Below are 22002 nucleotides of genomic sequence, written 5' to 3' on the forward strand. Positions count from 1 at the left end.
GACCGAATTCAGAACAGGTCGAGCTGGGAATCGTCCGCCGAGCGTGGCCGGGCCGGCGGACGGAATTGCGACACATCCAGATCGCCCGACCAGCGATCCAGCCCGCTGCGGCGCCGGGCCAGGACAAAGCGCTGCCCCAGCAGATCGGCCCAGGCCCCGGAACCCCGCATGCGCTGGCCAAAGCAGGAATCGTACACCCGCCCGCCGTGCGCCTCCCGCAGCCGCGCCAGCACATGCTCCGCCTTCAGCGGCTCGTGGGTCTTCAGCCATTCCTCGAACAGGCCTGCCACCTCGCGCGGCAGACGCAGAAGCACATAATCGGCCGATACCGCGCCGGCCGCGGCCGCAGCCTCCAGCAGCGCCTCGGTCTCGCCATCCGTGAGCACCGGAATCAGCGGCGCCACCAGCACGCTGACCGGAACCCCGGCCGCGGTCAGTCGCCGAATGGTCTCCAGGCGCCGCTTCGGCGCCGCGGCACGCGGTTCCAGGCGACGGGACAGACCCCGGTCCAGAGTAGTCAGCGACACCGCCACCTGTGCCAGCCCGGCGCGGCCCATCGGCCCCAGCAGGTCGAGATCGCGCTCCACCAGCGCCGACTTGGTGACGATGGACACCGGATGGCCGGTCTCCGCCAGCACCTCCAGCAGCTCGCGGGTCACGCCCCATTCGCGTTCCACCGGCTGGTAGGCATCGGTGTTGATGCCCAGCGCGACCGGCGACGGCCGGTAGTTGCGCGCGCCCAGTTCGCGGCGCAGCACGGCCGCCGCTCCGGTCTTCACGTACAGTTGGCTCTCGAAGTCCAGCCCGGGCGACAGCCCCACATAGGCATGCGCCGGCCGCGCAAAACAGTAGGCACAACCGTGTTCGCAGCCCCGATAGGGGTTGATGGACAGGGTAAACGGGACATCCGGCGAGTCGTTGCGCACCAGCAGGCTGCGCGGCGTCTCCGGGGTTACCTCGGTGCGCAGCGCGCGGGCGGGTTCGTCGTCCCCGACCCAGCCGTCGTCCACGGGTTCGCGCTGCAGGGGTTCGTAGCGGGCGGCCGGCCGGCTGGCGCTGCCGCGGCCGCGCGGGGGCTCACTCGCCATCGAGCCTTGCGCACAGGGCCCGGAAATAGCCGGACTCGGTGGCCAGGCCGGCGTCACCACCGCTGCGCCCGCGCTCGCGCGCCAGACGGTCCAGCAGCACGCGCAGACGGCGCGAATGGCGTTCCCGGCCCGCGGAATCTTCGGCCTCGCGCAGCAGGGCCTCCACCGAGGCGATCTCGCCGCGCAGCCGGACCTCTTCCGGCACGTACCCGGAATTCTTCATGATGCGAAACGCCATGCGCATGTCTTCCGGCACGTCGCGGTCATCGTCCAGCTCCAGCGGCCGCCCGGCGCCGGGCAGATCATCGAATTCCCCGCGCCGCGCGGCATCGGCCAGCTGCGCCTCGATCTGCGCCTCGCTCAGCAGCATGGCGTCAAGCAGCACCGCCCTGCTGAGCCACCGGCAGCATCCACAGCGTCAGCGACAGCAGGATGGCCGTCAGGCTCACCCCGAAGATCGGCAGCATCATCACGCCTGCCAGCGGTTCGCGCCGGAACAGCCGGATGCCCATGCCGCCCAGGCTGATCGCCCAGCCCACGGCCACGAAGAACGAGAGCGCGTTGATCTCCCAGGTCCACAGGGCAATCAGGCCCAGCGGCAGGCCCAGGTTGAGCACGACCAGTCCCATCTCCTGAGAACCCGCAGCCTTGCCGGCCGACAGGGCGTAGGCATAGGCGGCCCAGATCATCATCAGGCCGAAGCCCAGGGCACCGGCCGCAGGCGACTGCAGCGGGGCGCGCAGGATGGCCGCGCCCGCCGGCTCCAGCTGCACGCCAAGCCCGATGATGGCCGCGGCCACCCCCAGGCTGATCAGCAGCCAGAACCAGAGTGTTCCTCGCTGCACTTCAGGTTCGGTCACACTGTCCCGCACGTTGACTCCTTGCGAAATCGCATTGAAAGGTTCTGTTCGGAGAGACCGCGCCAACCGCCCCGTGGTTCAAACCCGGGGACGGCGCAGGCTTCACTCGGCCACCCGCCAGGCGATGGTCTCGCCCGCCCGCAGGGGCACACCCGGATCGTGTCCGAACAGGACCGCCTCGGGCACCGTCCATTCCGCGCGCTCCAGGGTGATGGTGCCGGTGTTGCGCGGCATGCCGTAGAAATCGGCACCATGATGGCTGGCGAAGCCCTCCAGGCGGTCCAGCGCGCCGGCAGCCGCGAAGGCCTCGGCGTACAGCTCGATGGCCGCATGCGCGGAATAGATGCCCGCGCAACCGCAGGCCGACTCCTTGGCGTGGCGCGGATGCGGTGCGGAATCGGTCCCGAGGAAGAAACGCGGATGCCCGCTGGTCGCCGCCCGCACCAGTGCTTCCCGGTGACGCTCGCGTTTGAGGATCGGCAGGCAGAAATGATGCGGCCGCATGCCGCCGGCAAACAGCGCGTTGCGGTTGTACAGCAGGTGCTGCGGGGTGATGGTCGCGCCGACGTTGTCCGGCGCGGATTCCACGAAGGACACCGCCGCCTCGGTCGTCACGTGTTCCAGCACGATGCGCAGCCCGGGGAAGTCGCGCACCAGGCCCTGCAGGTGCCGTTCGATGAACACCGCCTCGCGGTCAAAGATGTCCACGTCCGGGTCGGTGACCTCGCCGTGGATCAACAGCGGCAGACCCGCCTGCTGCATGGCCTCGAACACCGGATAGCAGCGGCGGATGTCGGTGACCCCGCTGGCGGAATGCGTGGTCGCCCCGGCGGGATACAGCTTGACCGCGTGGACAAAACCCGACTGCCGCGCCGCGTCGATCATCCCGGGCGTGGTCTCCTCGGTGAGATAGAGCGTCATCAGGGGCTCGAAGTCGGCCTCGTCGGGGAGTGCCGCGAGGATACGGTCGCGGTACGCGGCCGCCGCGTCCACCGAGGTCACCGGCGGCTTGAGGTTCGGCATCACGATCGCCCGGCGAAAGCGCCGCACGGTGTCCGGCAACACCGAGGCGAGGATGTCCCCGTCGCGCAGGTGCAGGTGCCAGTCGTCGGGACGGGTCAGCGTCAGGCGTTCCATCAGTAATCCTTGTCATCCACCGAAGTGTTCACGGAGTGCGGCATCGCTCCAGCCGTCGATCTCCACGGTCTTGTCGCGGCCGGTCTGGCCGCTCACCACCCGCACCGAATCCGCCGGCAGCCCCAGTTCGGCCGCCAGCAGGCGTTCCACGGCGCGATTGGCACGCCCCTTCTCCGGCGCGGCCCGCACCCGCATTTTGAGGGCCTCGCCCATCCAGCCCACCACCGCATCCTCGCGGGCACCGGGGGAGACGCGCAGCTTCAGTCGGGCCAGGGCCACGCGGTATCAGGCCGGACGCGTGGCCATGTAGGCGGAGAAGACCCCCAGCTGCACTTCACGGTGGACGTCCTCGAAGCCCACCGATTCCAGCGTCTCCATGATCTCCTCCGGGGGCACGCACTGGTCAATGGTTTCCCAGAAATACCGCATCAGGGTATGCCCGTCCGGATCACGTGTCAGCACACGGCTGAGAAACGGGATGAAATCGCGGAAGTAGAAACGGGCCATGACCATCTGCCGCTTCGTCCGCGGACGCGAGACCTCGAGGATCATGCAGCGACCGCCGGGCTTGAGCGCGCGAAAGTACTCCGCAAACGCCTCGCGCAGATCCCGCACGTGACGCAGACCGTAGCCCATGTACACGCGGTCGAACTGCTCGCTGGCGACCGGCAGATCCTCGGCCAGCCCCTGGATGAAGCGCGAATTCAGCTTGCCCCGCGCCACATCGATCATCCCGCGCGACGGATCCACGCAGGTGATGCGCTCATCGCCGGTGATCTTGCGGATCTCTTCGGCCACCGGCCCGGTCCCGGTCGCCACATCCAGGACCTCCATGTCCGGCTGCAGACCGGACTGCTTGAGCGAGTAGCGGCGATACGCCTGCCCCGTACCCAGAAAACCGAACCGCAGGATCCGGTCGTAGTAGGGCGCGGTGCGGTCGAACAGGTCGTCGACGAATGCGCGCTTGTTGCTTTCGTCCCCGTAATAGTCCTTGAGGACAGGATGCGGTTTCCGCTCCGGATCGGTTTCCATCGGTTCTGCTCTCCCCTGTGCCCGGTGCCGGGCCGGCCCAACAAGCCGCGAAGTGTACCAATTCCCGGCGCGCCTCACCCCCCCTTTTCGGAGGTGGTCAGAACGTCGCGCTCGAATTCCGCCACCGGTAGCGGCCGGCTGGCAAAGTAGCCCTGATAAAAATCGCAGCTCAGCGCACACAGCGCCTCCAGCTGTTCGGCGGTCTCCACGCCCTCGGCCACCACGGTCAGCCCCAGCCCGTGCGCCATCGCCACGATCGCGGTGGTGATCGACTGGTCATGCACGTCATCCTCGTGCACCACTCCGGCGATGCCGTCGACGAAGCTCTTGTCGATCTTGAGGGTGTCCACCGCAAAGCTCTTCAGCTGCGACAGCGAGGAATAGCCCGTGCCGAAGTCATCCACGGCGAAATGCACGCCCCGCCCCCGCAGCGATTCCAGAATGCGACGGGCCCGCTCGGCATCCGCCATCAGCGCGGACTCGGTGATCTCCAGCTCCAGGCATTCCGGCGGCAGTCCGTGCTCGTCCAGGGTGGCGGCGACCTGTTCATCCAGCGCCATCCGTCGGAACTGCAGCGCAGACACATTCACCGCCAGCCGGATCGGAGGATAACCCGCGTCCAGCCAGGCCCGTCCCTGCCGGATCACCTCCTGCAGGACCCAGGTGCCCAGCTCCACGATCAGGCCGGTCTTCTCCGCGACCGGGATGAAACGACCGGGCGACACGCGCCCCAGCACCGGATCGTTCCAGCGCAGCAGGGCCTCGGCCCCGATGAGGCGCCCCGTCGCGATCTCGTACTGCGGCTGGTAATGGACCTCCAGGTGGTCATGCTCCATCGCGCGGCGCAGACGTGAGCTGAGATCGATGCGCTCGCGCGCCGCCTCGGTATAGGCGTCCGAGTAGTAACGATACGACCCGCGCCCCTCTTCCTTGGCGCGCGACAGCGCGGTGCCCGCCTGCTGCAGCAGCGCCTCGGAACCGGCCCCGTGATCCGGGAACAGCGCGATCCCGACGGTCGCCACCACCTCGACCTCCACTCCGTTGCCGAGGTCGCAGGGCTCGGCCAGGTGGCGGATCATGGATTCGGCAATCATGCCGGCGTCGTCCGGGTGGGCCAGATTCTCCACCACCACCGCGAATTCGTCCCCGGCCAGCCGCGCCACGGTATCGGTTCCGCGGCGCTCGCGCTGCAGCCGGATGGCCGCGCTGCGCAGCAGGGCATCGCCGGCGGCGTGGCCGTGGTTGTCGTTGACGTCCTTGAAGCGGTCGAGATCCACGATCAGCAGCGCCAGCACCCCGTTGCGCCGCCGCATCAGCGAGATGCCATGGCCCAGACGTGCCAGCAGCAGGCGACGGTTGGGCAGCTCGGTCAGCGGATCATGATGCGCCAGGTAGTCCAGCTCCTCCTCCGAGGCCTTGATCCGCGAGATATCGGCGAACACCGACACGTAATGCGTGAGCCGGCCCTGCGGGTCGTGCACCGCCGTGATGCTCTGCAGCTCGGGGAACACCTCGCCGTTCTTGCGCCGATTCCAGATCTCCCCCTGCCAGTACCCGTAGAGCTCCAGCTGCCGGAACATGTTCTGGTAGAAGGTGCGATCATGCCGGCCGGACTGGAACATCTTCGGCGTACGCCCGACCACTTCGTCCTGGGTGTAGCCCATCAGCTCGGTGAACGCGCGGTTCACCGACAGGATGTGCGCCGTACTGTCGGTGATCACGACGCCCTCGCGGGTATTCTCGAACACCACCGACGCCAGGCGCCGGCGTTCTTCCTCCTCGCGCCGCCGGGTGATGTCCTCCACCGTGACCACAACACGGTCCAGGCTGCCGTCCGCATGGCGAGTACACTTCAGCGAGAGGTGTGCCACCATCACGCTGCCATCCGCCCGCAGCAGGCGCTTTTCCACGTCATAGCCGTCGCGCCGGCCTTCACGCATCTCGCGATCCAGATCGGCACCCAGGGAACGGTCCTCGGGGTGCGCAAGGCGGTCCCAGTCGAGCTTCGCCAGTTCTTCCGGCCGGTAGCCCAGCATGTCGCCCAGGCAGTCGTTGACGCGCTCCCAGCCCTGACCACCCGGCCCCGAGACCGCCATGCCCACGAACGGCATGTCGAAGAACACCCGCAGCAGGCGGTCCTGTTCCGAATGCGACTGCATCAGCCGCAGGTTGCGCTGCAGCCATTGCTGACGCCCCACCAGCGCCCCGGCGCCGGCCATCAGCAGCCAGACCAGCAACAGGGCGCCGCCGGTCCATGCCGCCTGCCGATGCGCCCCGGCCACCAGGGGCGCGCGGTCCCGCTTGACCACCACCGACCAGTCATCGAGCTCGAGGCCACGCACCGCCGCCAGACGACCATTATCCTCTTCGCCCAGCGATCCGATCCGCACCGCCTCGCCGGAGCCGCCGCGCAGCAGGCGGCTCTCCACCTGCGAAAACTCCGCCGGGGGTTCCACGCGCCGGGCGGACTCACCGTCCAGCCGCATCACCACCGGCGCGCGGTCGGACGGATGACTGACCAGCCAGGTCGCCGCATCCCCGTCTTCCAGGTCGATGGCGGCCCCGAGCAGCGGTGCCAGGCGATCCAGATCGGCGGAAAACAGCACCACCGCCAGCGGTTCCGAGTCACGATCGGCGGGATGATGCAAAGGCGCGGCCCAGTGCAGCCGGGTCGCCCCTGCGTCGTCCACGCTGTCCACGTGCGCCCGGCTGACGGCTCCGGTCTGCATCGCTTCCACGCGGGCCGCCCTGGCCGCCGCGCGCTGGAAGGACGCATCTCCCGCAACCAGCAGTTCCGCGTGTTCCTCCGCCCCCAGGATCGCCACGGAGCGATAACCGTAGGCCGTCCGGATCGCCTGCAGGCGGTTCTCCAGCGTAGTGCGTGCGACCTCGGAGTCGTGGCGCTGCAGCGAGCGGACAAACGCGGTGAAACCGCGCGCATCCGCCAGGATTCGGGCATCTCCGGCGCGTTCCGCCATCCACCGATCGACCAGCCCGCCCTTGAGAAAGGCAGTGGCCCGCAGTTCTTCGCGCACCTGCTGATCCGCGGTGGCCTGAGCGATATGGAACGTGCCGAAGGCGACACCACCGACCGAACCGGCGACCGCCACCGCGAGGGCGACCCAGACCCAGGGCTGGCGACCGCGCAGCAGTGTCAGACCGCCGCCGTTACGCGTCCGCGCGCCCCGACGGACCCCGAATGTCCGCATGGCCAGGTACAGCAGTCCGCCACTCACCCAGACGAACCCCAGGCCCTTCAGCAGACTGACCCGGGTCAGGCTCGCCTCGATCCCGAAGCTCCACATGAAGAGCATGTCGGACAGCGCGACCCACAGGGAGCCCGCCACGAGATAGCCGAGCGCGATCAGTGCGGCCGCGCTGAGTCGAAACACCGGGGCACGGGAAGACATCAACACCGGGCTCCGGCTGAAAGACAAGACACGTAAAGGAATCCCCTGTGTGAAAACCCCGGCTCTGCGGCCGGTTGAAGAATGGAAGCTTCCCCCTCGACAAGCCCCCCGGCTCGCACGCATGGTCTACGCTTGAATCAGGGGCTTCACGGGAACGGCATACGCCCTCGAGAATTTTACGCCCCCAATCCTGTCACAGTATTGAGCTGGATCAAGTCACCAACGTGCGACCATCCGAAAAGGAGCCGCCCATGGACGTCAAGAACGAGAACGGCATCGTCACGCTGACGCTGGACAAGAAAACGGCCAAAAGCATCACCGAAAACCTGACGGAACTGAACGGCGAGGTCCGCAATGGCGCCCGCGCGCTGTCTTCGGTTCTGCAGCAGGGCGTGTACGAACTGGACAACGAGTTCCGCCAGCCGCCGCACGCATTCGACGAACATGCGCCGCGCCAGCCCTCGATCGAGGACTGAACCAGCGACTCAAACGGGAGGAATGATCATGAATCTGGTCAAGGCCGAAAACGGCGAAATCGTCATCCGCATGCCCGTCGACGAGGCCTCGGATGCGCTGTACACCCTGCGCAACCGGGCCGACGAGCTGGACGACTGCGAAGACCTGACCGAGGCCCTCGAAGCCGCCGGCGTACCCATGCCCGAAGAGGAAGACCACCGGCGCTACGAATACATGCCGCCGGTCGACTGACCCGCCGGTTACCCGGTTGTGCCGTGCGGGGCCGCCCCGCACGGCCGGTTTTACGACCCCTTCATCGGATCATTGCGTCCAGCGGGTTATCCTGCGGCAGGATCCGCATCCGGCCCTCGCGCAGCTCCTGTGCCACACCCTGCAGGCTGTGCCGTCGCGCACTCACCCCGTCAAGCGACACGAACAGGAACCGCCGCGTGGCCTCCCCCCGCCATACCAGCGCCATGCGCCGCGCCTCACCGGTGGTGCGGTCGACCATCTCGTACCAGTCTCCCACCCGGGCGCGACTGGCTTCGAACACCCAGGCATCGTCCAGATCGGTGACCAGTTCGGGATCGTCGTCCTCGTAGCGCAGATGCCGCCGATGGCGGATCCGCTCTTGCGGGTCGAACGCCTCGGCGTCCGCCGTGGCCCGCATGCGCGCAAGATGCGCCCGGCCCAGCTGCTCGACGACCCGGCGCAGCCTTTCCGCCTCGACACCGGCCTGCTCGCCCGCCGCCTTGAGCTCTGCCACCCGCGGCTGGATCTCCGCCGGCGTCGCTCCGCGACAGATCGCTTCCACCACGCCGCGGATCGCCCGGCTCACCTCCTCGTCCTCGCCGCCGTCCGCCGCCAGCAGGTCTTCCCAGGCCGCCTCCACGGAATCCGCCGCCGTTTGCGGCAGGGAGGCCCCGGTCTCCAGTACGCAGACGGTCAGCGAACGCCGTGCACGCGCCGCGCGTTCCTCGGCCTCGAAGGCCTCCGTGCGCGGCTCCTGGCGCCGGTGCCAGCGCGCGTCTTCCTCCTCGATCGCGGCCAGCCAGTCCTCCAGCAGCGCGCGCGCACCCTCCCGGTCCATGCTGTCCGCCTCGTGACGCAGGCGTTCGACCGAGTCGCGGATGCGTTGCAGATAGGCGTTCACGCCTTCTTCGCCACCGTCTCCTTCGGCATCGTCCGCCTCCGGACTCACACGGATCCCGGTGTTGATCACGCTGCCGATCCACAGCCGCAGCGGATGGGAGCGATCCCGGAAGAACGACAGATCACGGATCACGACCCGCGCCAGCGCGAACTGCATGTCGGCGATTTCGGCCCGCACGCGCGGATTGAAACCGACCTGGCGGAAGATGTGGTCGAACATCCCCTGCAGCAGGTCGAGAATGAACGGCGTCAGATCCTCCTGACTGCGGGCCTGCTCCGCCGCGGCCGGGGCATTCCCGGAAGCGTCCCCCGCACCGGCATCCCCGTCCGGTCCGGAACCTGCGGGCGCACCCCCCGCTACGGACGAGCGCGGGCCACTGCCGGTGGCCCGCGCCAGCTCGGCGGCCCAGCGGGCCCAGGCCTCGGGGGCATCTTCCGGTGACGGCATCTCCGGCCCGCCCCGGGCGGACAGCGGACCGAGATCGGCGTCCGGCGGCCGCACTTCGGAACGGCTCGCAGCGGCAGCCGGATAGGCCTGCCAGCTTGCCGAGCTTTCCCGCTCGCGCGCGCCGCCAGCCGCGGTGCCGGCTTCGGGCTCCTCGGTCACCAGGCCGCAGGCATCCACCGTTTCCACCACAAACGCCATCATCGGCGCACCGGAATCGCGCAGACAGCGCAGATAGCCCTGCATCAGGTCGAGAGTCAGCGCGGTGCGCCCGAAATACCGTTCCGCCGCCTCGATCAGTCGCTCGTACCAGTGCAGCGGCGACCACGGCGCCCAGTTGGGATGTTCGAAGCGCCGGTCCTCGCGCGCCGCCTGGACCAGCATGAAATACGAATACCGATTGTTCTCGCGCACCGAGCCCTCGAGCTGGTGGCGCAACGAACGCCGGCTCGACTGGTAGTCATCGAGGATGTGCAGGCCGGAATCTCCGCCCGCAAACGCGATGCCCGAAAAATCGTAGTGCGGCGGGTACTCGGGATTGCGCAGATCACCCGCCAGGGCGTCGCGGAACTCCTGCAGGATGGGCGTGGCATAGGCCCGCAGCTGCGCTGCCCACTCCAGGGCTTCGCCCTGCTCCTCGCGCCAGGTCGCCCCCTGCTCCCATTGTTCCAGCGTGGTGTTCAGGCAGGCTTCAAGATGACCGACCACCCGCGGGACAATGCCGGCCGCCAGCTCCTCGCGCTGGGTCGCCGACAGCCCCGCGAGGCCCTGCCAGTCGCCATCGGCGGTCATCGCCGCACCCGGGGCGCGCGATCGGACCGGTTCAAGCGTCGCCGCCGATCGGCTGACTGCCGACCTGGATCATCCCGTCCTGCACCCGCACCGGAAAGGTCGGGATGGGGTCCTCGGCCGGCGGCGTGAGTGCCTCGCCGGTGTGCAGGTCAAATTCCGCGTCGTGCAGCGGGCAGGTGATGCAGTCGTCGTCGATCGTGCCGCCCGCGATGGGGAATTCTTCGTGCGAGCAGAGGTTTTCGAGGGCAAAGTAGCGGCCATCCACGTTGAACACCGCCACTTCAGTGTCCCCGGCCTCGAGCAGCCGGTGGTCTCCGGGTTCAATCGAGCCTTCCGGCCCCACGTCGATCCATTCGCTCATGTGCGTCGTCCGCTCGTTGGTCAGTGGATGGCGTTGTCAGTGGCTGGCGTTGGCGGCGGCCGTCGCCTCCGCATTCACTTCGAGCGAACGGCCACTCTCGGGATCATACGAAAACCGGCCGACCAGGCGCACTTCCTCGCCCACGCGGTCGGCGACCGCCGCATCCGGCGAAATCGCAACACGGTTGCGCGGATGATCCTCGATCCAGTAATGCCGCGGATCATCGAAGGACTGGACGCGACCGGTCACCTCCACCATCTCGCCGTCAAACTCCGCTGCGGAGCTGCTCAGCTGATCCAGGGTCACCGGCGCCGTGGTCTCCCCGCCGCAGGCCACCAGCACAAGCCCCAGCAGTGCCCCGGCCAACGCCGGACCGGCATGACGAATCCATCCTGATTGCATTGATTCTCTCGATTTTGCAGTCAAACAACAGGTTACCCGGCGCCCCGCAAAGGCGCCCGAAACCGCCGCCGCTACAGGGTTTCGGACGGCGGCAGCGCGGGCAGTCTCAGGGTAAAGCGCCCCCCGCCGAGATCCGAATCATTCGACAGCCGGACCGAGCCCGGCGTCCCGTCCGGTGCCGTGTGCAGCTCGGCGATCATCGCGCAGAAATACAGGCCCAGTCCGGTCCGCCCGGCGCCGCGCTCCAGCATCGCCTGATCCTCGGTGGTTCGCGAACCCAGCATGGGCTCCGGAAACCCGGGACCGTCGTCTTCCACCTGCAGCCACAGCTCGCCGTCGCGCACTGCGGCAGACAGACGGATGCGAGCGTTGCAATAACGCACCGTGTTGGTCACCACGTTCTCCAGCACCGCCGTCACCAGTTCCCGATCGAGCACCCATTCCAGGTCCTCGTCGCAGTCGATTTCGGCCGTCACCCCGCTGTGATCCATCAGCGGCTTGCTGGACGCCCAGTAGTCCTCCAGCAGTTCGATCACCAGCAGCGGGCGAAAACGCGGGGTGTAGAGCCCCTGCTGGTTGCGGTACAGCGTGAGCATCTGTACCAGGCTGTCGTGCACGCGATGGGCCTCGTACTGCAGTCGCGCGATGGTCTGCTCGTCGCAGTTGCACTCGCCGGTCTCCGGGTCCCGCAGCGCCTCCAGCGAATTCATCGCCATCCCCAGCGAGTTCTTCATGTCGTGGATGGAAATGGCGATGACGGTACCGAAATCGATGCTCTTCATGTCTCCCCCGGGCCGCCGTTCGATGTCCGCAGGCTCCGCGCGCGTTCGCCCTCACCTGCCTGCTCCAGCAGGTCCGGCAGCACCTCGCGCAGCGCCTGCGGCGGTGATCCGGCCGCCATGGCCGCATCCAGCTGGCCGAGCAACCCCGCGCGATCCACCGCCACACCGGCCAGCAGCAGGCGCAGACGCGTCACCACGACCCACCAGGCCACCTCCGGATGACCACGGTAATCACTCTCCAGGATCTGCAGTTTGGTCCGCGCCTCGCGGGTCGCCCCGCGCGCGATCAATGCCTCCAGCTGATACGCCATGTCACCCGGATGCGGTATCTGCATCTGGGTCGCCAGGGCCATCGCATGGCGCCAGGCCCGTGCGGCGCGCTCGTATTCCCCCTGCGCCAGGGCCAGCCGCCCCAGCGCCCGCTGCCGCGCCAGCGACTTGGGCGAGCGTTCCGCCGCCGCGACCAGCACGTCCAGCGCCTCGCGCTCGCGGCCGGTGCGTTCCAGCACGAACGCCAGCCGGTCATGCGCCGGCATGTAATACGGCGTTGCCGCGATGGCCGCTCGATACGCCTCCTCGGCAGCCGCAAGGTCCCCCTCGGCTTCGGCCACCTCGCCCAGACGCACCTGGGCCCAGGGCGGCGTGGTCTCGCCCGTCACCGCACGGGCGGCCTCGGCCGCCACGCCCGGCTCGCCCTCGGCCAGGGCCAGATCGCTGCGCAGGCGCTGCAGGTCGGCGGCACGCCCCTCTCCTGCTTCCAGCATGCGTTCGGCCTCGGCCCGCGCCTGTGCGAACTCGCCACGACGCCAGTACGGATCCAGCGCGCGCAGCGGATCCCGCCGCCGCAGGGCGCGCTGCAGCCGCACCACCAGCAGTTCGCGGTTGAAGGGCTTGGACAGGTAGGCATCGGGGCCGCTCTCCAGCGCCCCCATGACCATCTCGTTGCTGTTCTCGGCGGTGACCATCACGAACACCGTGGCCGGCCCGACCCAGCCCTGTTCACGGGCCCGGTCCAGTACCTGCTGGCCGTCCGGCCCGTCGCCCAGGTTGTAGTCGCACAGCACGATGTCGTAGCGACGCCGTTCCAGCTTGTCCAGCGCATCCACGCCATCGCGCGCGAGATCGATGTCCTCGAAGCCGGAGGTCAACAGCATCTCGCGCAGCGTCGCCCGCATGTTGGCGAAATCGTCCACCACCAGCACCGCCAGGCGCGACAGCGGGCGCCCGGCAGAGCCGGCACGGGAAGGGGGAGCGGCGGTCGACATGCGCGCAGTGTGGCGCAGCCGACCGCCGAAACCAAGGGAAACACTGATCAATGTACACGCTCGCGTTGGCACCCCGGGTTTTCCGAGACAAGGCGCGGTACGCAGCCGGTAGTGGTTCTACCGGCAAGGGCCGCAACGCAGGATCGGGGAACCCGGGGTGCCAACCCCCACAAGTTATTAAATGCAGGGGCTCGGCCGCTTTTGCGCGCGCACGGCGTTGCGGCTCCCTTGTGCAGAATGACTGCACGGCGGTCGCCGCGCCTTGTTCGCACGCAAAAGCGACTCGAGCGCGAGCGTGTACATTGATCAGTGTTTCCCAAGACCCGGAGCAGGGGCTTGTCCCGCACGCGGCGACGCGTCAGGCCGCGTCAGTACGGGGCGGCCGTCTCGCCCTGCAGTGCCCGGGTCAGGTTCACGCAGGCGAACAGCAGGATGATCGCCACCGGCAGTCCCGCGGTGATCGCCCCGGTCTGCAGCCCGTCCAGGGCCATCTCGCCGCCCACGATCAGCAGGGTCGCCGCCACCGCGCCCTCGGTGATGCCCCAGATCACCCGCTGACGCTTGGGCGAGCGCGTGCTCCCGCGCGAGACCAGCGCGTCGATCACATGGGTCCCGGACCCCGACGAGGTAATGAAGTAGGTCGCGATCAGGACGGTCGCCAGCCCCGAGGCCAGATGGAACAGCGGCAACTGCTCCAGCGTGGCGTACAGCGCAATGGTCGTGTCCTCGGCCACCGCCGCCGCGATCCCCGCGCCGTCTCCGAACAGCTCGAAATGCAGCGCCGTGCCGCCGAACACCGCCAGCCACACGAACACGAAAAGGGACGGCAGCAGCAGCACGCCGGCAATGAACTCGCGGATGGTGCGCCCGCGCGAGACCCGCGCGATGAAGATCCCGACGAACGGCGACCAGGCGATCCACCAGGCCCAGTAGAAGATGGTCCAGCTCTTCTGCCACTCGGCCTCCTGCATCGCACCGGCGGTCAGACTCAGCTGCACGATGTGGTTGAGATACTCGCCGATGGAGTCGAGGAAGAAACGGATGATGAACAGCGTCGGGCCGGCGAGCAGCACGAACAGCAGCAACGCCGTGGCCAGCCACAGGTTGGCCAGGCTCATCCATTTCAGCCCGCGGTCCAGCCCGGAGATCACGGCCATCACCGCGACGAAGGTGATCGCCCCGATGATCCCCACCTGGAACCAGCCGGACACCGGCATGCCGAACAGCACGTTGAGACCGGTGTTCAGCTGCATCGCCCCGAAGCCCAGCGAGGTCGCCAGCCCGAACAGCGTGCCGAACACCGCGAGGATGTCGATCACGTGCCCGATCGGCCCGTAGATCCGATCCCCCAGCATTGGATAGAAGATCGACCGAATGGTCAGCGGCAGGCCCTTGCGGAACGAGAAATACGCCACCGACAGGCCCAGCACCACGTACACCGCCCAGGCATGCAGGCCCCAGTGAAAGAAGGTGAAGGCCATCGCTTCGCCGGCCGCTTCCTGGGTCTCGCCTTCGCCGAACGGCGGGTTCTGGTAGTGCAGCATCGGCTCGGCCACGCTCCAGAAGATCAGGCCGATCCCCATCCCCGCGCCGAACAGCAGCGAGAACCAGGCCATGAAGCTGAACTCCGGGCGGTCCTCGGTATTCCCGAGGCGAATCCGCCCGTACGGACTGAGCGCCAGCCAGACCAGAAAGGCAAGGAAGACGGTCACCGCCAGGATGTAGATCCAGCCCAGATACTCGGTGATGAACCCGTGGATCGCGGCAAAGGTCAGCGAGGCCGTCTCGGTGAAGATGACCCCGAACAGCACGAAGGTCAGCACCACGATGGATGACGCGGTGAACACCACCGGATTCACGGTGGCGAAGAACGCATGCGATCGTCCGAATATCATTCGTTCTCTCTCAGGTTTGTGCGTAGATCCGCTGGCCGCGCAGCCGTGCCGTCAGGCCTCGCCCGAGCGGCGGTAATGCTGCCGCAGCCAGCCCCCGACCGCCAGCAGCAGCGCCAGCACGCCCAGCGGCACCAGGGTCCAGGGCTGCAGTGCGTCGCCGTCCTCAATGGCCTCCGCCGCCCCGTAAAGCACGCTGGAATACACACCCCATTTCACGCACAGCCCCAGGGTCGTGGCCAGCACGAAGGTCGCGCGGGGCAGGCCCAGCATGCCCCCGGCATAATTGATGACGGAATGCGGGAACCCCGGGAAGGTACGCATCGCCATCAGATTCAGGAAGTCGCCGTGCCGACGCAGGGCCTCCACCAGCCAGGGATGGTGCCGCAGCGGGCCGCGATCCGCACCCAGACGACCCGCGAGCCAGTACCCGCCCAGCGCGCCCGCGACACTGCCGGTCACCAGCAACGGGACCGCGATCCATGGCGCCACGAACGGCGCGATCAGCCACACCACCAGACTGCCCGGCAGCGCGAAGGTGAACAGGATCGCCATCAGCACCACCAGCCCCGCGAGCAGCCAGGGATCGCCGGTAAGCCGGCGCCCCGTCTCCAGGATCCATTCCGGATCACCGACGGCCATGCCCAGCCCGACCCCGAGCACCACCAGCCCGGCCAGCAACAGCGGACCGCCATGCTCTTTCAGGGAGCTCGCCATGGTCTTTTCAGGCCCGACGGGCGTATCGTGGGAATGCTGACAACAAAAACAGCGAGGAGAGAGAGCAATGCAGAACCGTTTCCTGTTGGGGGCCATCATCGGCCTGATCGCCGGTATCGTCCTGGCCTTTGCCTATGCCTACAACGCAGCGCCCGGACTGATGATCGTCGAGGACGAAAGCCAGTATGGCTACGCGGAAACCATCGAGCGCATCGAGACCGCGGCCGAAGCCGAAGGCTGGGCGGTCCCGACCAAGCACGACCTGAGCGGCACCGTGGGCGAACATGGATACGACGTCGCGCCGGTGACGGTCCTCGAACTGTGCCAGCCGGATCACGCCGGGAACCTCCTGAGCGAGGAAGACAACTATGTGGTGACCTCCATGATGCCCTGCCGCGTCTCGGTCTATGAACGCAGCGACGGCACCGTCATCGTATCGCGCATGAACACCAGTCTGGTGGCGCGGGTGTTCGGCGGCAGCATCGCCGAAATCATGGCCGAAGCCACCGAGGACAACGAACGCATCCTCGAAAGCGTCCTGCGGTAAACCGGCCCCGGCGCCCGGCCCGGCCGGGCGCCCTCCCCGCCCGCTTGTCCGCACGAGCGGCAACCACGATGATAGGCCCTCTCACGGAGATCCACGGCGGCCCGCGCCGCCCCCGGCCACGAGACTGCCATGTCGTACCTCAAGGACTTTCCGAATGCCGAAGGCTATTTCGGTGATTTTGGCGGCGCCTTCCTGCCACCGGAACTCGAATCCCATTTCGCCGAGATCGAGCGCGCCTGGCGTCAGCTGGCGCTGTCGGCGGACTTCCTGCAGGAACTTCGCTACATCCGCCGGCATTACCAGGGCCGCCCCACCCCGGTCTACTACGCGCGCAACCTCAGCCGCGAGGCCGGCGCGCATATCTACCTCAAGCGCGAGGACCTCAACCACTCCGGGGCACACAAGCTCAATCACTGCATGGGCGAGGCCCTGCTCGCGCGCCACATGGGCAAGAAGAAGCTGATCGCGGAGACCGGCGCCGGCCAGCACGGCGTGGCCCTGGCCACTGCGGCGGCCTGCTTCGGCATGGAATGCGAGATCCACATGGGCGAGATCGACATCGAAAAGGAAGCGCCCAACGTCACCCGCATGAAGCTGATGGGGGCGGAGGTCGTCCCGGTATCTTTCGGCGGGCGCAGCCTCAAGGAAGCGGTGGACTCCGCGTTCCAGTCGTATCTCTCGCAGGCCGACGAGGCCCTGTTCGCGATCGGCTCGGTGGTCGGCCCGCACCCGTTCCCGATGATGGTGCGCAACTTCCAGTCGGTGGTGGGGATCGAGGCGCGGGAACAGTACCAGGAGCTGACCGACGGCCAGCTGCCGGAGCAGGTGGTCGCCTGCGTCGGCGGCGGCTCCAACGCGATGGGCATGTTCGCCGGTTTCATCGAGGATCCGGAGGTGCAGCTCAAAGGTGTCGAGCCACTGGGTCGCGGCAGCGAACCGGGACAGCATTCCGCCACCATGACCTTCGGCAAACCGGGGATGCTGCACGGCTTCAAGTGCATGCTGCTGACCGACGACGAGGGCAACCCGGCCCCGGTACATTCGATCGCCTCGGGGCTGGACTACCCCGGGGTCGGCCCCGAACACTCGTATCTGAAGACCACCGGGCGGGTCGCCTATCACGCCGTCGGCGATGACGAGACCCTGGATGCCTTTTACCGCCTGTCGCGGACCGAAGGCATCATCCCCGCCCTGGAGAGCGCCCATGCAGTCGCCTGGGCGGTGGAGCACGCGCGCGAGAACCCGGGCAGCACCGTACTGGTGAACCTCTCCGGGCGCGGCGACAAGGACATCGACTACGTGGCGCGCACCTTCGGTCATGGCCGGGCGGACTGAAAACAGCGTACGCATTGAGGCTTCCGCCCCGGACGTGCAATCATCCCACAATCACCAAACAAGGGAGGTATCGGGGTGAGCGACAACGACGATCTGCAAAAGCAAAAAGAAGAGCTGGAAAAGGCCTACGACACCGATCACGAGATCGGTGAGCAGAACATCAACCCTCTCGGACTGGATCTCCACAACCCGGTTTTCGTGGTCAGTGCCGCACTGATCCTGCTGTTCGTGATCGGCGCCCTGGTCTTCCCGGAACAGGCGAATGACAGCCTCGGCGCCACCCAGACCTGGATCCAGGAAACCTTCGACTGGCTGTTCCTCTCGGCCGGCAACCTGTTCGTCCTCTTCGCCCTCGCCCTGATCCTCCTCCCGATCGGCCGCATCCGTATCGGCGGCCAGGACGCCAAACCCGATTTCGGCGTGCTGTCCTGGTTCTCCATGCTGTTCGCCGCGGGCATGGGCATCGGCCTGATGTTCTGGGCCGTGGCGGAACCGGTGGGCTACTTCACCGAATGGTTCGGCACCCCGCTGGGGATCGAAGGCGGCACCGAGGCCTCCAAGCAAGCCGCGCTGGGCGCCACCATGTATCACTGGGGCCTGCATCCCTGGGCGGTCTACGCCATCGTCGGCCTGGCACTGGCCTTCTTCGCCTACAACAAGGGGCTGCCGCTGACCATCCGTTCGGCGTTCTACCCGATCCTGGGCGAGCGCGTCTGGGGCCCGTTCGGCCACGTGATCGACACCCTGGCGGTGCTGGCCACGCTGTTCGGTCTCGCCACCTCGCTGGGTCTGGGGGCGCAGCAGGCGGCCTCCGGCCTGGACTTCCTGTTCGACGGCATCGACGGCGGACTGGGCACGCAGCTGGCGGTGATCATCGGCATCACCGTGATCGCCCTGCTCTCGGTCATGCGCGGCATCGACGGCGGGGTGAAGGTGCTGAGCAACCTCAACCTGATCGTCGCCGGGCTGCTCATGCTGTTCGTGATGATCTTCGGCGGCTTCATCGCCTTCCTCGCCAATACCGGCACCACGCTCTCGGCCTATGCCCAGTACATCATCCCGCTGAGCAACCCGGTCGGGCGCGAGGACGAGACCTTCTACCACAGCTGGACCATCTTCTTCTGGGCGTGGTGGATCTCCTGGTCGCCGTTCGTCGGCATGTTCATCGCGCGCGTCTCGCGCGGGCGTACGGTGCGCCAGTTCGTCACCGCCGTGCTGATCGTACCCACGCTGGTCACCGTCATCTGGATGAGCGTGTTCGGCGGCACCGGCATCGATCAGGTGCGCGACGGCATCGGCGCGCTGGCCGACGAGGGCATCACCGACTCCTCGCTGGCGCTGTTCCAGATGCTGCAGAACCTGCCGCTGGCCGCGCTCACCTCGTTCCTGGCCGTGGTGCTGGTGCTGGTGTTCTTCGTGACCTCCTCGGACTCCGGTTCGCTGGTCATCGACAGCATCACCTCCGGCGGCAAGACCGACGCCCCGCAGTCGCAGCGCCTGTTCTGGGCCACCGTCGAGGGCCTGATCGCCGCCGTGCTGCTGGCCGTCGGCGGAGCCGCCGCCCTGTCGGCCCTCCAGGCCGGCGCGGTCAGTACGGGTCTGCCGTTCATGATCGTGCTTCTGGTCATGTCGGTCAGCCTGCTGATGGGTCTGTTCCACGAGCTGAAGCTGATCCGGCTGGCCGAAGCCGAAGCAGCCGGCAAGGCGTAGAACCGGCCTGCCCCGCTGCCCGCTCCGTGTCCCGGAGCGGGCCAGGCCACCCGCCGGGAGCGTCTTCCGGCGGGTTTTTTGTTTTCCGGGATCCGGCCGAAAATCCGGACCGATCCCGGCACGGATACAGGAGGCCGCTACATGCGCCGAGAACGCGTCGAATTTCCGGGCCACCAGGGCCAGATGCTGGCCGGGCGAATCGACCGCCCCACCGGGCCCGTCCGGGCCTGGGCCCTGTTCGCCCACTGCTTTACCTGTGGCAAGGACAATCGCGCCGCCAACCGGATCGCTCGCGGACTGGCCGAGGCCGGGATCGCGACGCTGAGGTTCGATTTCACCGGACTGGGCGACAGCGAGGGCGACTTCGCCAACAGCGGCTTCTCCTCCAACCTCGAGGACCTGCTGGCCGCGGCCGACTACCTGCGCGGGCGAGAGGCCGCCCCCGCCCTGCTGGTTGGCCACAGCCTGGGCGGCGCGGCGGTACTGGGCGTCGCCGGTCGGATTCCAGAATGCCGCGCGGTCGCCACCATCGCCGCCCCGTTCGAGGCCGACAGCGTGCTGGACCACTTCGGCGAGGCGCTGGAGACCATCGAGACCGAAGGCGAGGCGACGGTGAACCTCGCCGGCCGCCCGTTCCGTATCCGGCGGGAGTTCGTCGAGGACCTGCGCAGCCAGACCCAGGCCGAACGCATCCGCGACCTCGACCGGCCGCTGATGGTCCTGCACGCTCCGGGCGACACGGTGGTGTCGGTGGACGCGGCGCGGCGCATCTTCGAGACCGCGAGCCACCCCAAGAGCTTCGTGTCACTGGACGATGCCGACCACACCCTGCTCAATCCGGCCGACGCGGAATACGTAGCCGGACTGGTGGCGACCTGGGGCACACGCTATATCGGCGAAGAACGAGGAGATTCGACGGACGCGGACGCGCCCGGCGAGGAGACCGAAGTGACGGTCGAGGAGACCGGCGACGGCCAGTACCAGCAGGACGTCCGCATCGGCCCGCATCACTTCCTGGCCGACGAGCCGCCGGACGTCGGCGGCGATGGCACCGGCCCCAATCCCTACGAGCTGCTGCTGGCCTCCTTGGGGGCCTGCACCACCATGACCCTGCGCATGTACGCCGCGCACAAGCAGCTGCCGCTGGAACGCGTCCGGGTGCATCTGCAGCACGAGAAGCTCAAGGGCGAGAACGGCCCGGTCGACCGCATCACCCGCGAGATCACCATCGAGGGCGACCTGGATGCGAAACAGCGCGAACGCATGCTGCAGATCGCCGATCGCTGTCCGGTACACCGCACCCTGCACGGCGAGGTGCAGGTGGAGACCCGGGAGCGGTCTACAGGTACTTCAGACGCGCGCTGAGGCTGTCCACGTCGGAGACGACATCCTGCAGGGTCGTGCCGCCATCGGAGGAACCGACCACCACGCCCCGGCCGGACACCGGAATGATGCTGTCAATCTGGAAGCGACCGGCGGTCCCGCGCAGGAAACATTCCTCGTCGAAGAACAGGGTGTCGCCCTCGGGGCCGATCGTATCCGCCTCGACGGTCTCGTATCCGATCAGTCCGGGCAGGCCTTCCCGTCCGCCGATCTCGATCGGTTCGATGGACTGTTTTTCGGCATCGATCAGCAGTGCTTTCATGGCTTTCTCCCGTGCAGCAAGTAGTGGTGAATCGTGATGGACCCGGCGCGACCTCAGGGCGTTCCGCCACGCAGCAGGCCGGCCGCGGCGAGGAAATCCTGCAACCCGCGGGTGTAAAGCGACCCGGACCGCAGGAAGCCGTCGTTGTGGCCGCCGCACAGGCCCAGGATCGGCGGGGTGCCCGGGGCCGCCGCCTGCAGGCGGCGCGCATGCTCGAAGGGCACGATCTCGTCCTCGCGCGCATGCACCAGCAGCAGCGGGGCTTCCAGGCGCCGGACATGTTCGAGGACCGGATACGGATGGCGGATCAGCCAGCGTACCGGCAGGAACGGGTAGATCTCCGCCCCCAGATCCGCCGCCGAAGTGAACGCGGACTCCAGGATCACCGCACCGGGTCCGCGCTCCGCCGCCAGGCGCGCCGCCACCGCCGCCCCCAGCGAGCGGCCGAACACCACGATGTCCTCCGTCGCGTAGCCGCGTTCCTCGCGCAGATAGTCCCAGGCGGCCTCGGCGTCGGCGTGCAGCCCCGGCGCATCCGGCCGGCCCGAGGAACGGCCGTAGCCGCGATAATCGATGATCAGCACCGCGAGCCCCACCTCGTGGAACCGCTGCAGCGAATGCAGGCGATGCCCGATGTTGCCCGCATTGCCATGGAAAAACAGCAGCACCGGGGCATCCTCCTCCGGACCCGGCAGATACCAGCCATGCAGGCGCACGTCCGCCTCCGGCTCCAGCCACACCTCCTGGAAGTCCAGCCCGGCATCCGCGGGCGTGGAGGTCACGTCGCGCGAGGGCATGTAAATCAGGCGGTCCTGGGTCAGATAGACGGTCGCCACCAGCACGGCGTAACCCGTCGCGAGCAGGATCAGGAACCGGATCACATTGGCCATGCCCATGATCCTGAACATCCCCGTCGCCCTGCGCAACTCGGGTACAATGGGCGCGTCTCATCCCCGCGCCCGACACGGTCCTCG

General features: G+C 67.8%; 22 protein-coding genes. 6 read left to right on the top strand and 16 right to left on the bottom strand.

Translation table 11 applies throughout. The features are described 5' to 3' along the window. Positions 1-8: 8 nt before the first annotated feature. From F620_RS0109510 to F620_RS0109540, 7 genes are all read right to left on the bottom strand, one after another. Complete coding sequence (locus tag F620_RS0109510; protein WP_019570378.1) at positions 9-1088, bottom strand: PA0069 family radical SAM protein; 1080 nt, start codon at positions 1086-1088, stop codon at positions 9-11. Beyond that, entirely contained in the window at positions 1078-1458 is a 381-nt protein-coding gene (locus tag F620_RS0109515; RefSeq protein ID WP_026331398.1) for a DUF1992 domain-containing protein, read from the bottom strand. Before F620_RS0109515 ends, F620_RS0109510 begins: the two co-directional genes overlap by 11 nt. A gap of 4 nt (positions 1459-1462) precedes the next feature. Further along, positions 1463-1948, bottom strand: a complete 486-nt coding sequence (locus F620_RS0109520; RefSeq protein ID WP_026331399.1) for a hypothetical protein — start codon at positions 1946-1948, stop codon at positions 1463-1465. Between the two features lie 102 nt (positions 1949-2050). Further along, entirely contained in the window at positions 2051-3085 is a 1035-nt protein-coding gene (gene pyrC, locus F620_RS0109525) for a dihydroorotase (RefSeq protein ID WP_019570381.1), read from the bottom strand. A 12-nt stretch (positions 3086-3097) separates the two neighbouring features. Next, on the bottom strand, positions 3098-3364 hold the full coding sequence (locus tag F620_RS0109530; protein WP_019570382.1) for a DUF167 domain-containing protein: 267 nt from the start codon (positions 3362-3364) through the stop codon (positions 3098-3100). Positions 3365-3370: 6 nt separating this feature from the next. After that, positions 3371-4117 (bottom strand): class I SAM-dependent methyltransferase, encoded by a 747-nt coding sequence (locus tag F620_RS0109535; RefSeq protein ID WP_018870769.1) that lies wholly within the window; start codon positions 4115-4117, stop codon positions 3371-3373. Positions 4118-4191: 74 nt separating this feature from the next. Continuing rightward, positions 4192-7527: a bifunctional diguanylate cyclase/phosphodiesterase gene (locus F620_RS0109540; protein ID WP_019570383.1), complete on the bottom strand. Its 3336-nt coding sequence runs from the start codon at positions 7525-7527 to the stop codon at positions 4192-4194. A 251-nt stretch (positions 7528-7778) separates the two neighbouring features. Between F620_RS0109540 and F620_RS0109545 the strand changes: the two genes are divergently transcribed. Beyond that, entirely contained in the window at positions 7779-8003 is a 225-nt protein-coding gene (locus tag F620_RS0109545) for a hypothetical protein (RefSeq protein ID WP_018870767.1), read from the top strand. 28 nt (positions 8004-8031) lie between these two features. Beyond that, positions 8032-8235, top strand: a complete 204-nt coding sequence (locus F620_RS0109550; RefSeq protein WP_026331400.1) for a hypothetical protein — start codon at positions 8032-8034, stop codon at positions 8233-8235. Between the two features lie 61 nt (positions 8236-8296). On the opposite strand, the gene F620_RS0109555 is transcribed toward F620_RS0109550, so the two are convergent. The 7 genes from F620_RS0109555 to F620_RS0109585 form a co-directional block, all read right to left on the bottom strand. Further along, a complete protein-coding gene (locus F620_RS0109555) occupies positions 8297-10372 on the bottom strand; it encodes a DUF1631 family protein (protein WP_019570385.1) in 2076 nt (691 codons plus the stop codon). A gap of 31 nt (positions 10373-10403) precedes the next feature. After that, positions 10404-10733, bottom strand: a complete 330-nt coding sequence (locus F620_RS0109560; protein WP_018870764.1) for a non-heme iron oxygenase ferredoxin subunit — start codon at positions 10731-10733, stop codon at positions 10404-10406. 36 nt (positions 10734-10769) lie between these two features. Next, entirely contained in the window at positions 10770-11099 is a 330-nt protein-coding gene (locus F620_RS0109565) for a hypothetical protein (protein WP_018870763.1), read from the bottom strand. A 107-nt stretch (positions 11100-11206) separates the two neighbouring features. Further along, a complete protein-coding gene (locus F620_RS0109570) occupies positions 11207-11917 on the bottom strand; it encodes a sensor histidine kinase KdpD (protein WP_019570386.1) in 711 nt (236 codons plus the stop codon). Then, positions 11914-13182, bottom strand: a complete 1269-nt coding sequence (locus tag F620_RS0109575; protein ID WP_026331401.1) for a response regulator — start codon at positions 13180-13182, stop codon at positions 11914-11916. The genes F620_RS0109570 and F620_RS0109575 overlap by 4 nt, the downstream gene beginning before the upstream one ends. Positions 13183-13550: 368 nt before the next feature. Continuing rightward, positions 13551-15077 carry a BCCT family transporter gene (locus F620_RS0109580; protein ID WP_018871320.1) on the bottom strand — a complete coding sequence of 509 codons (1527 nt, stop codon included), beginning with the start codon at positions 15075-15077 and terminating at the stop codon, positions 13551-13553. A 51-nt stretch (positions 15078-15128) separates the two neighbouring features. After that, positions 15129-15791 carry a TVP38/TMEM64 family protein gene (locus F620_RS0109585; RefSeq protein WP_019570388.1) on the bottom strand — a complete coding sequence of 221 codons (663 nt, stop codon included), beginning with the start codon at positions 15789-15791 and terminating at the stop codon, positions 15129-15131. A 67-nt stretch (positions 15792-15858) separates the two neighbouring features. Here F620_RS0109585 and F620_RS0109590 point away from each other — a divergent pair, with 67 nt between their 5' ends. The 4 genes from F620_RS0109590 to F620_RS0109605 all read left to right on the top strand — a co-directional run bounded on the left by F620_RS0109590 (position 15859) and on the right by F620_RS0109605 (position 20748). Then, the gene (locus tag F620_RS0109590; RefSeq protein WP_019570389.1) at positions 15859-16338 is read left to right on the top strand and encodes a DUF302 domain-containing protein; all 480 of its coding nucleotides are present in this window, start codon (positions 15859-15861) and stop codon (positions 16336-16338) included. 129 nt (positions 16339-16467) lie between these two features. Then, entirely contained in the window at positions 16468-17673 is a 1206-nt protein-coding gene (gene trpB / locus F620_RS0109595; protein ID WP_019570390.1) for a tryptophan synthase subunit beta, read from the top strand. 75 nt (positions 17674-17748) lie between these two features. After that, positions 17749-19383, top strand: coding sequence for a BCCT family transporter (locus F620_RS0109600; RefSeq protein WP_019021947.1), 1635 nt, complete (start codon positions 17749-17751; stop codon positions 19381-19383). Between the two features lie 141 nt (positions 19384-19524). Then, complete coding sequence (locus F620_RS0109605) at positions 19525-20748, top strand: bifunctional alpha/beta hydrolase/OsmC family protein (protein ID WP_019570391.1); 1224 nt, start codon at positions 19525-19527, stop codon at positions 20746-20748. Here F620_RS0109605 and F620_RS0109610 read toward each other — a convergent pair. Together F620_RS0109610 and F620_RS0109615 are read right to left on the bottom strand one after the other, a co-directional pair. Then, complete coding sequence (locus tag F620_RS0109610) at positions 20723-21028, bottom strand: hypothetical protein (RefSeq protein WP_019570392.1); 306 nt, start codon at positions 21026-21028, stop codon at positions 20723-20725. The two genes, F620_RS0109605 and F620_RS0109610, sit on opposite strands and share 26 nt — an antisense overlap. 53 nt (positions 21029-21081) lie before the next feature. Then, positions 21082-21918, bottom strand: a complete 837-nt coding sequence (locus F620_RS0109615; protein WP_019570393.1) for an alpha/beta hydrolase — start codon at positions 21916-21918, stop codon at positions 21082-21084. Positions 21919-22002 lie beyond the last annotated feature (84 nt).

Origin of the sequence: Thioalkalivibrio sp. ALE11 (genome assembly GCF_000381205.1) — a bacterium.
GTDB lineage: Bacteria > Pseudomonadota > Gammaproteobacteria > Ectothiorhodospirales > Ectothiorhodospiraceae > Thioalkalivibrio.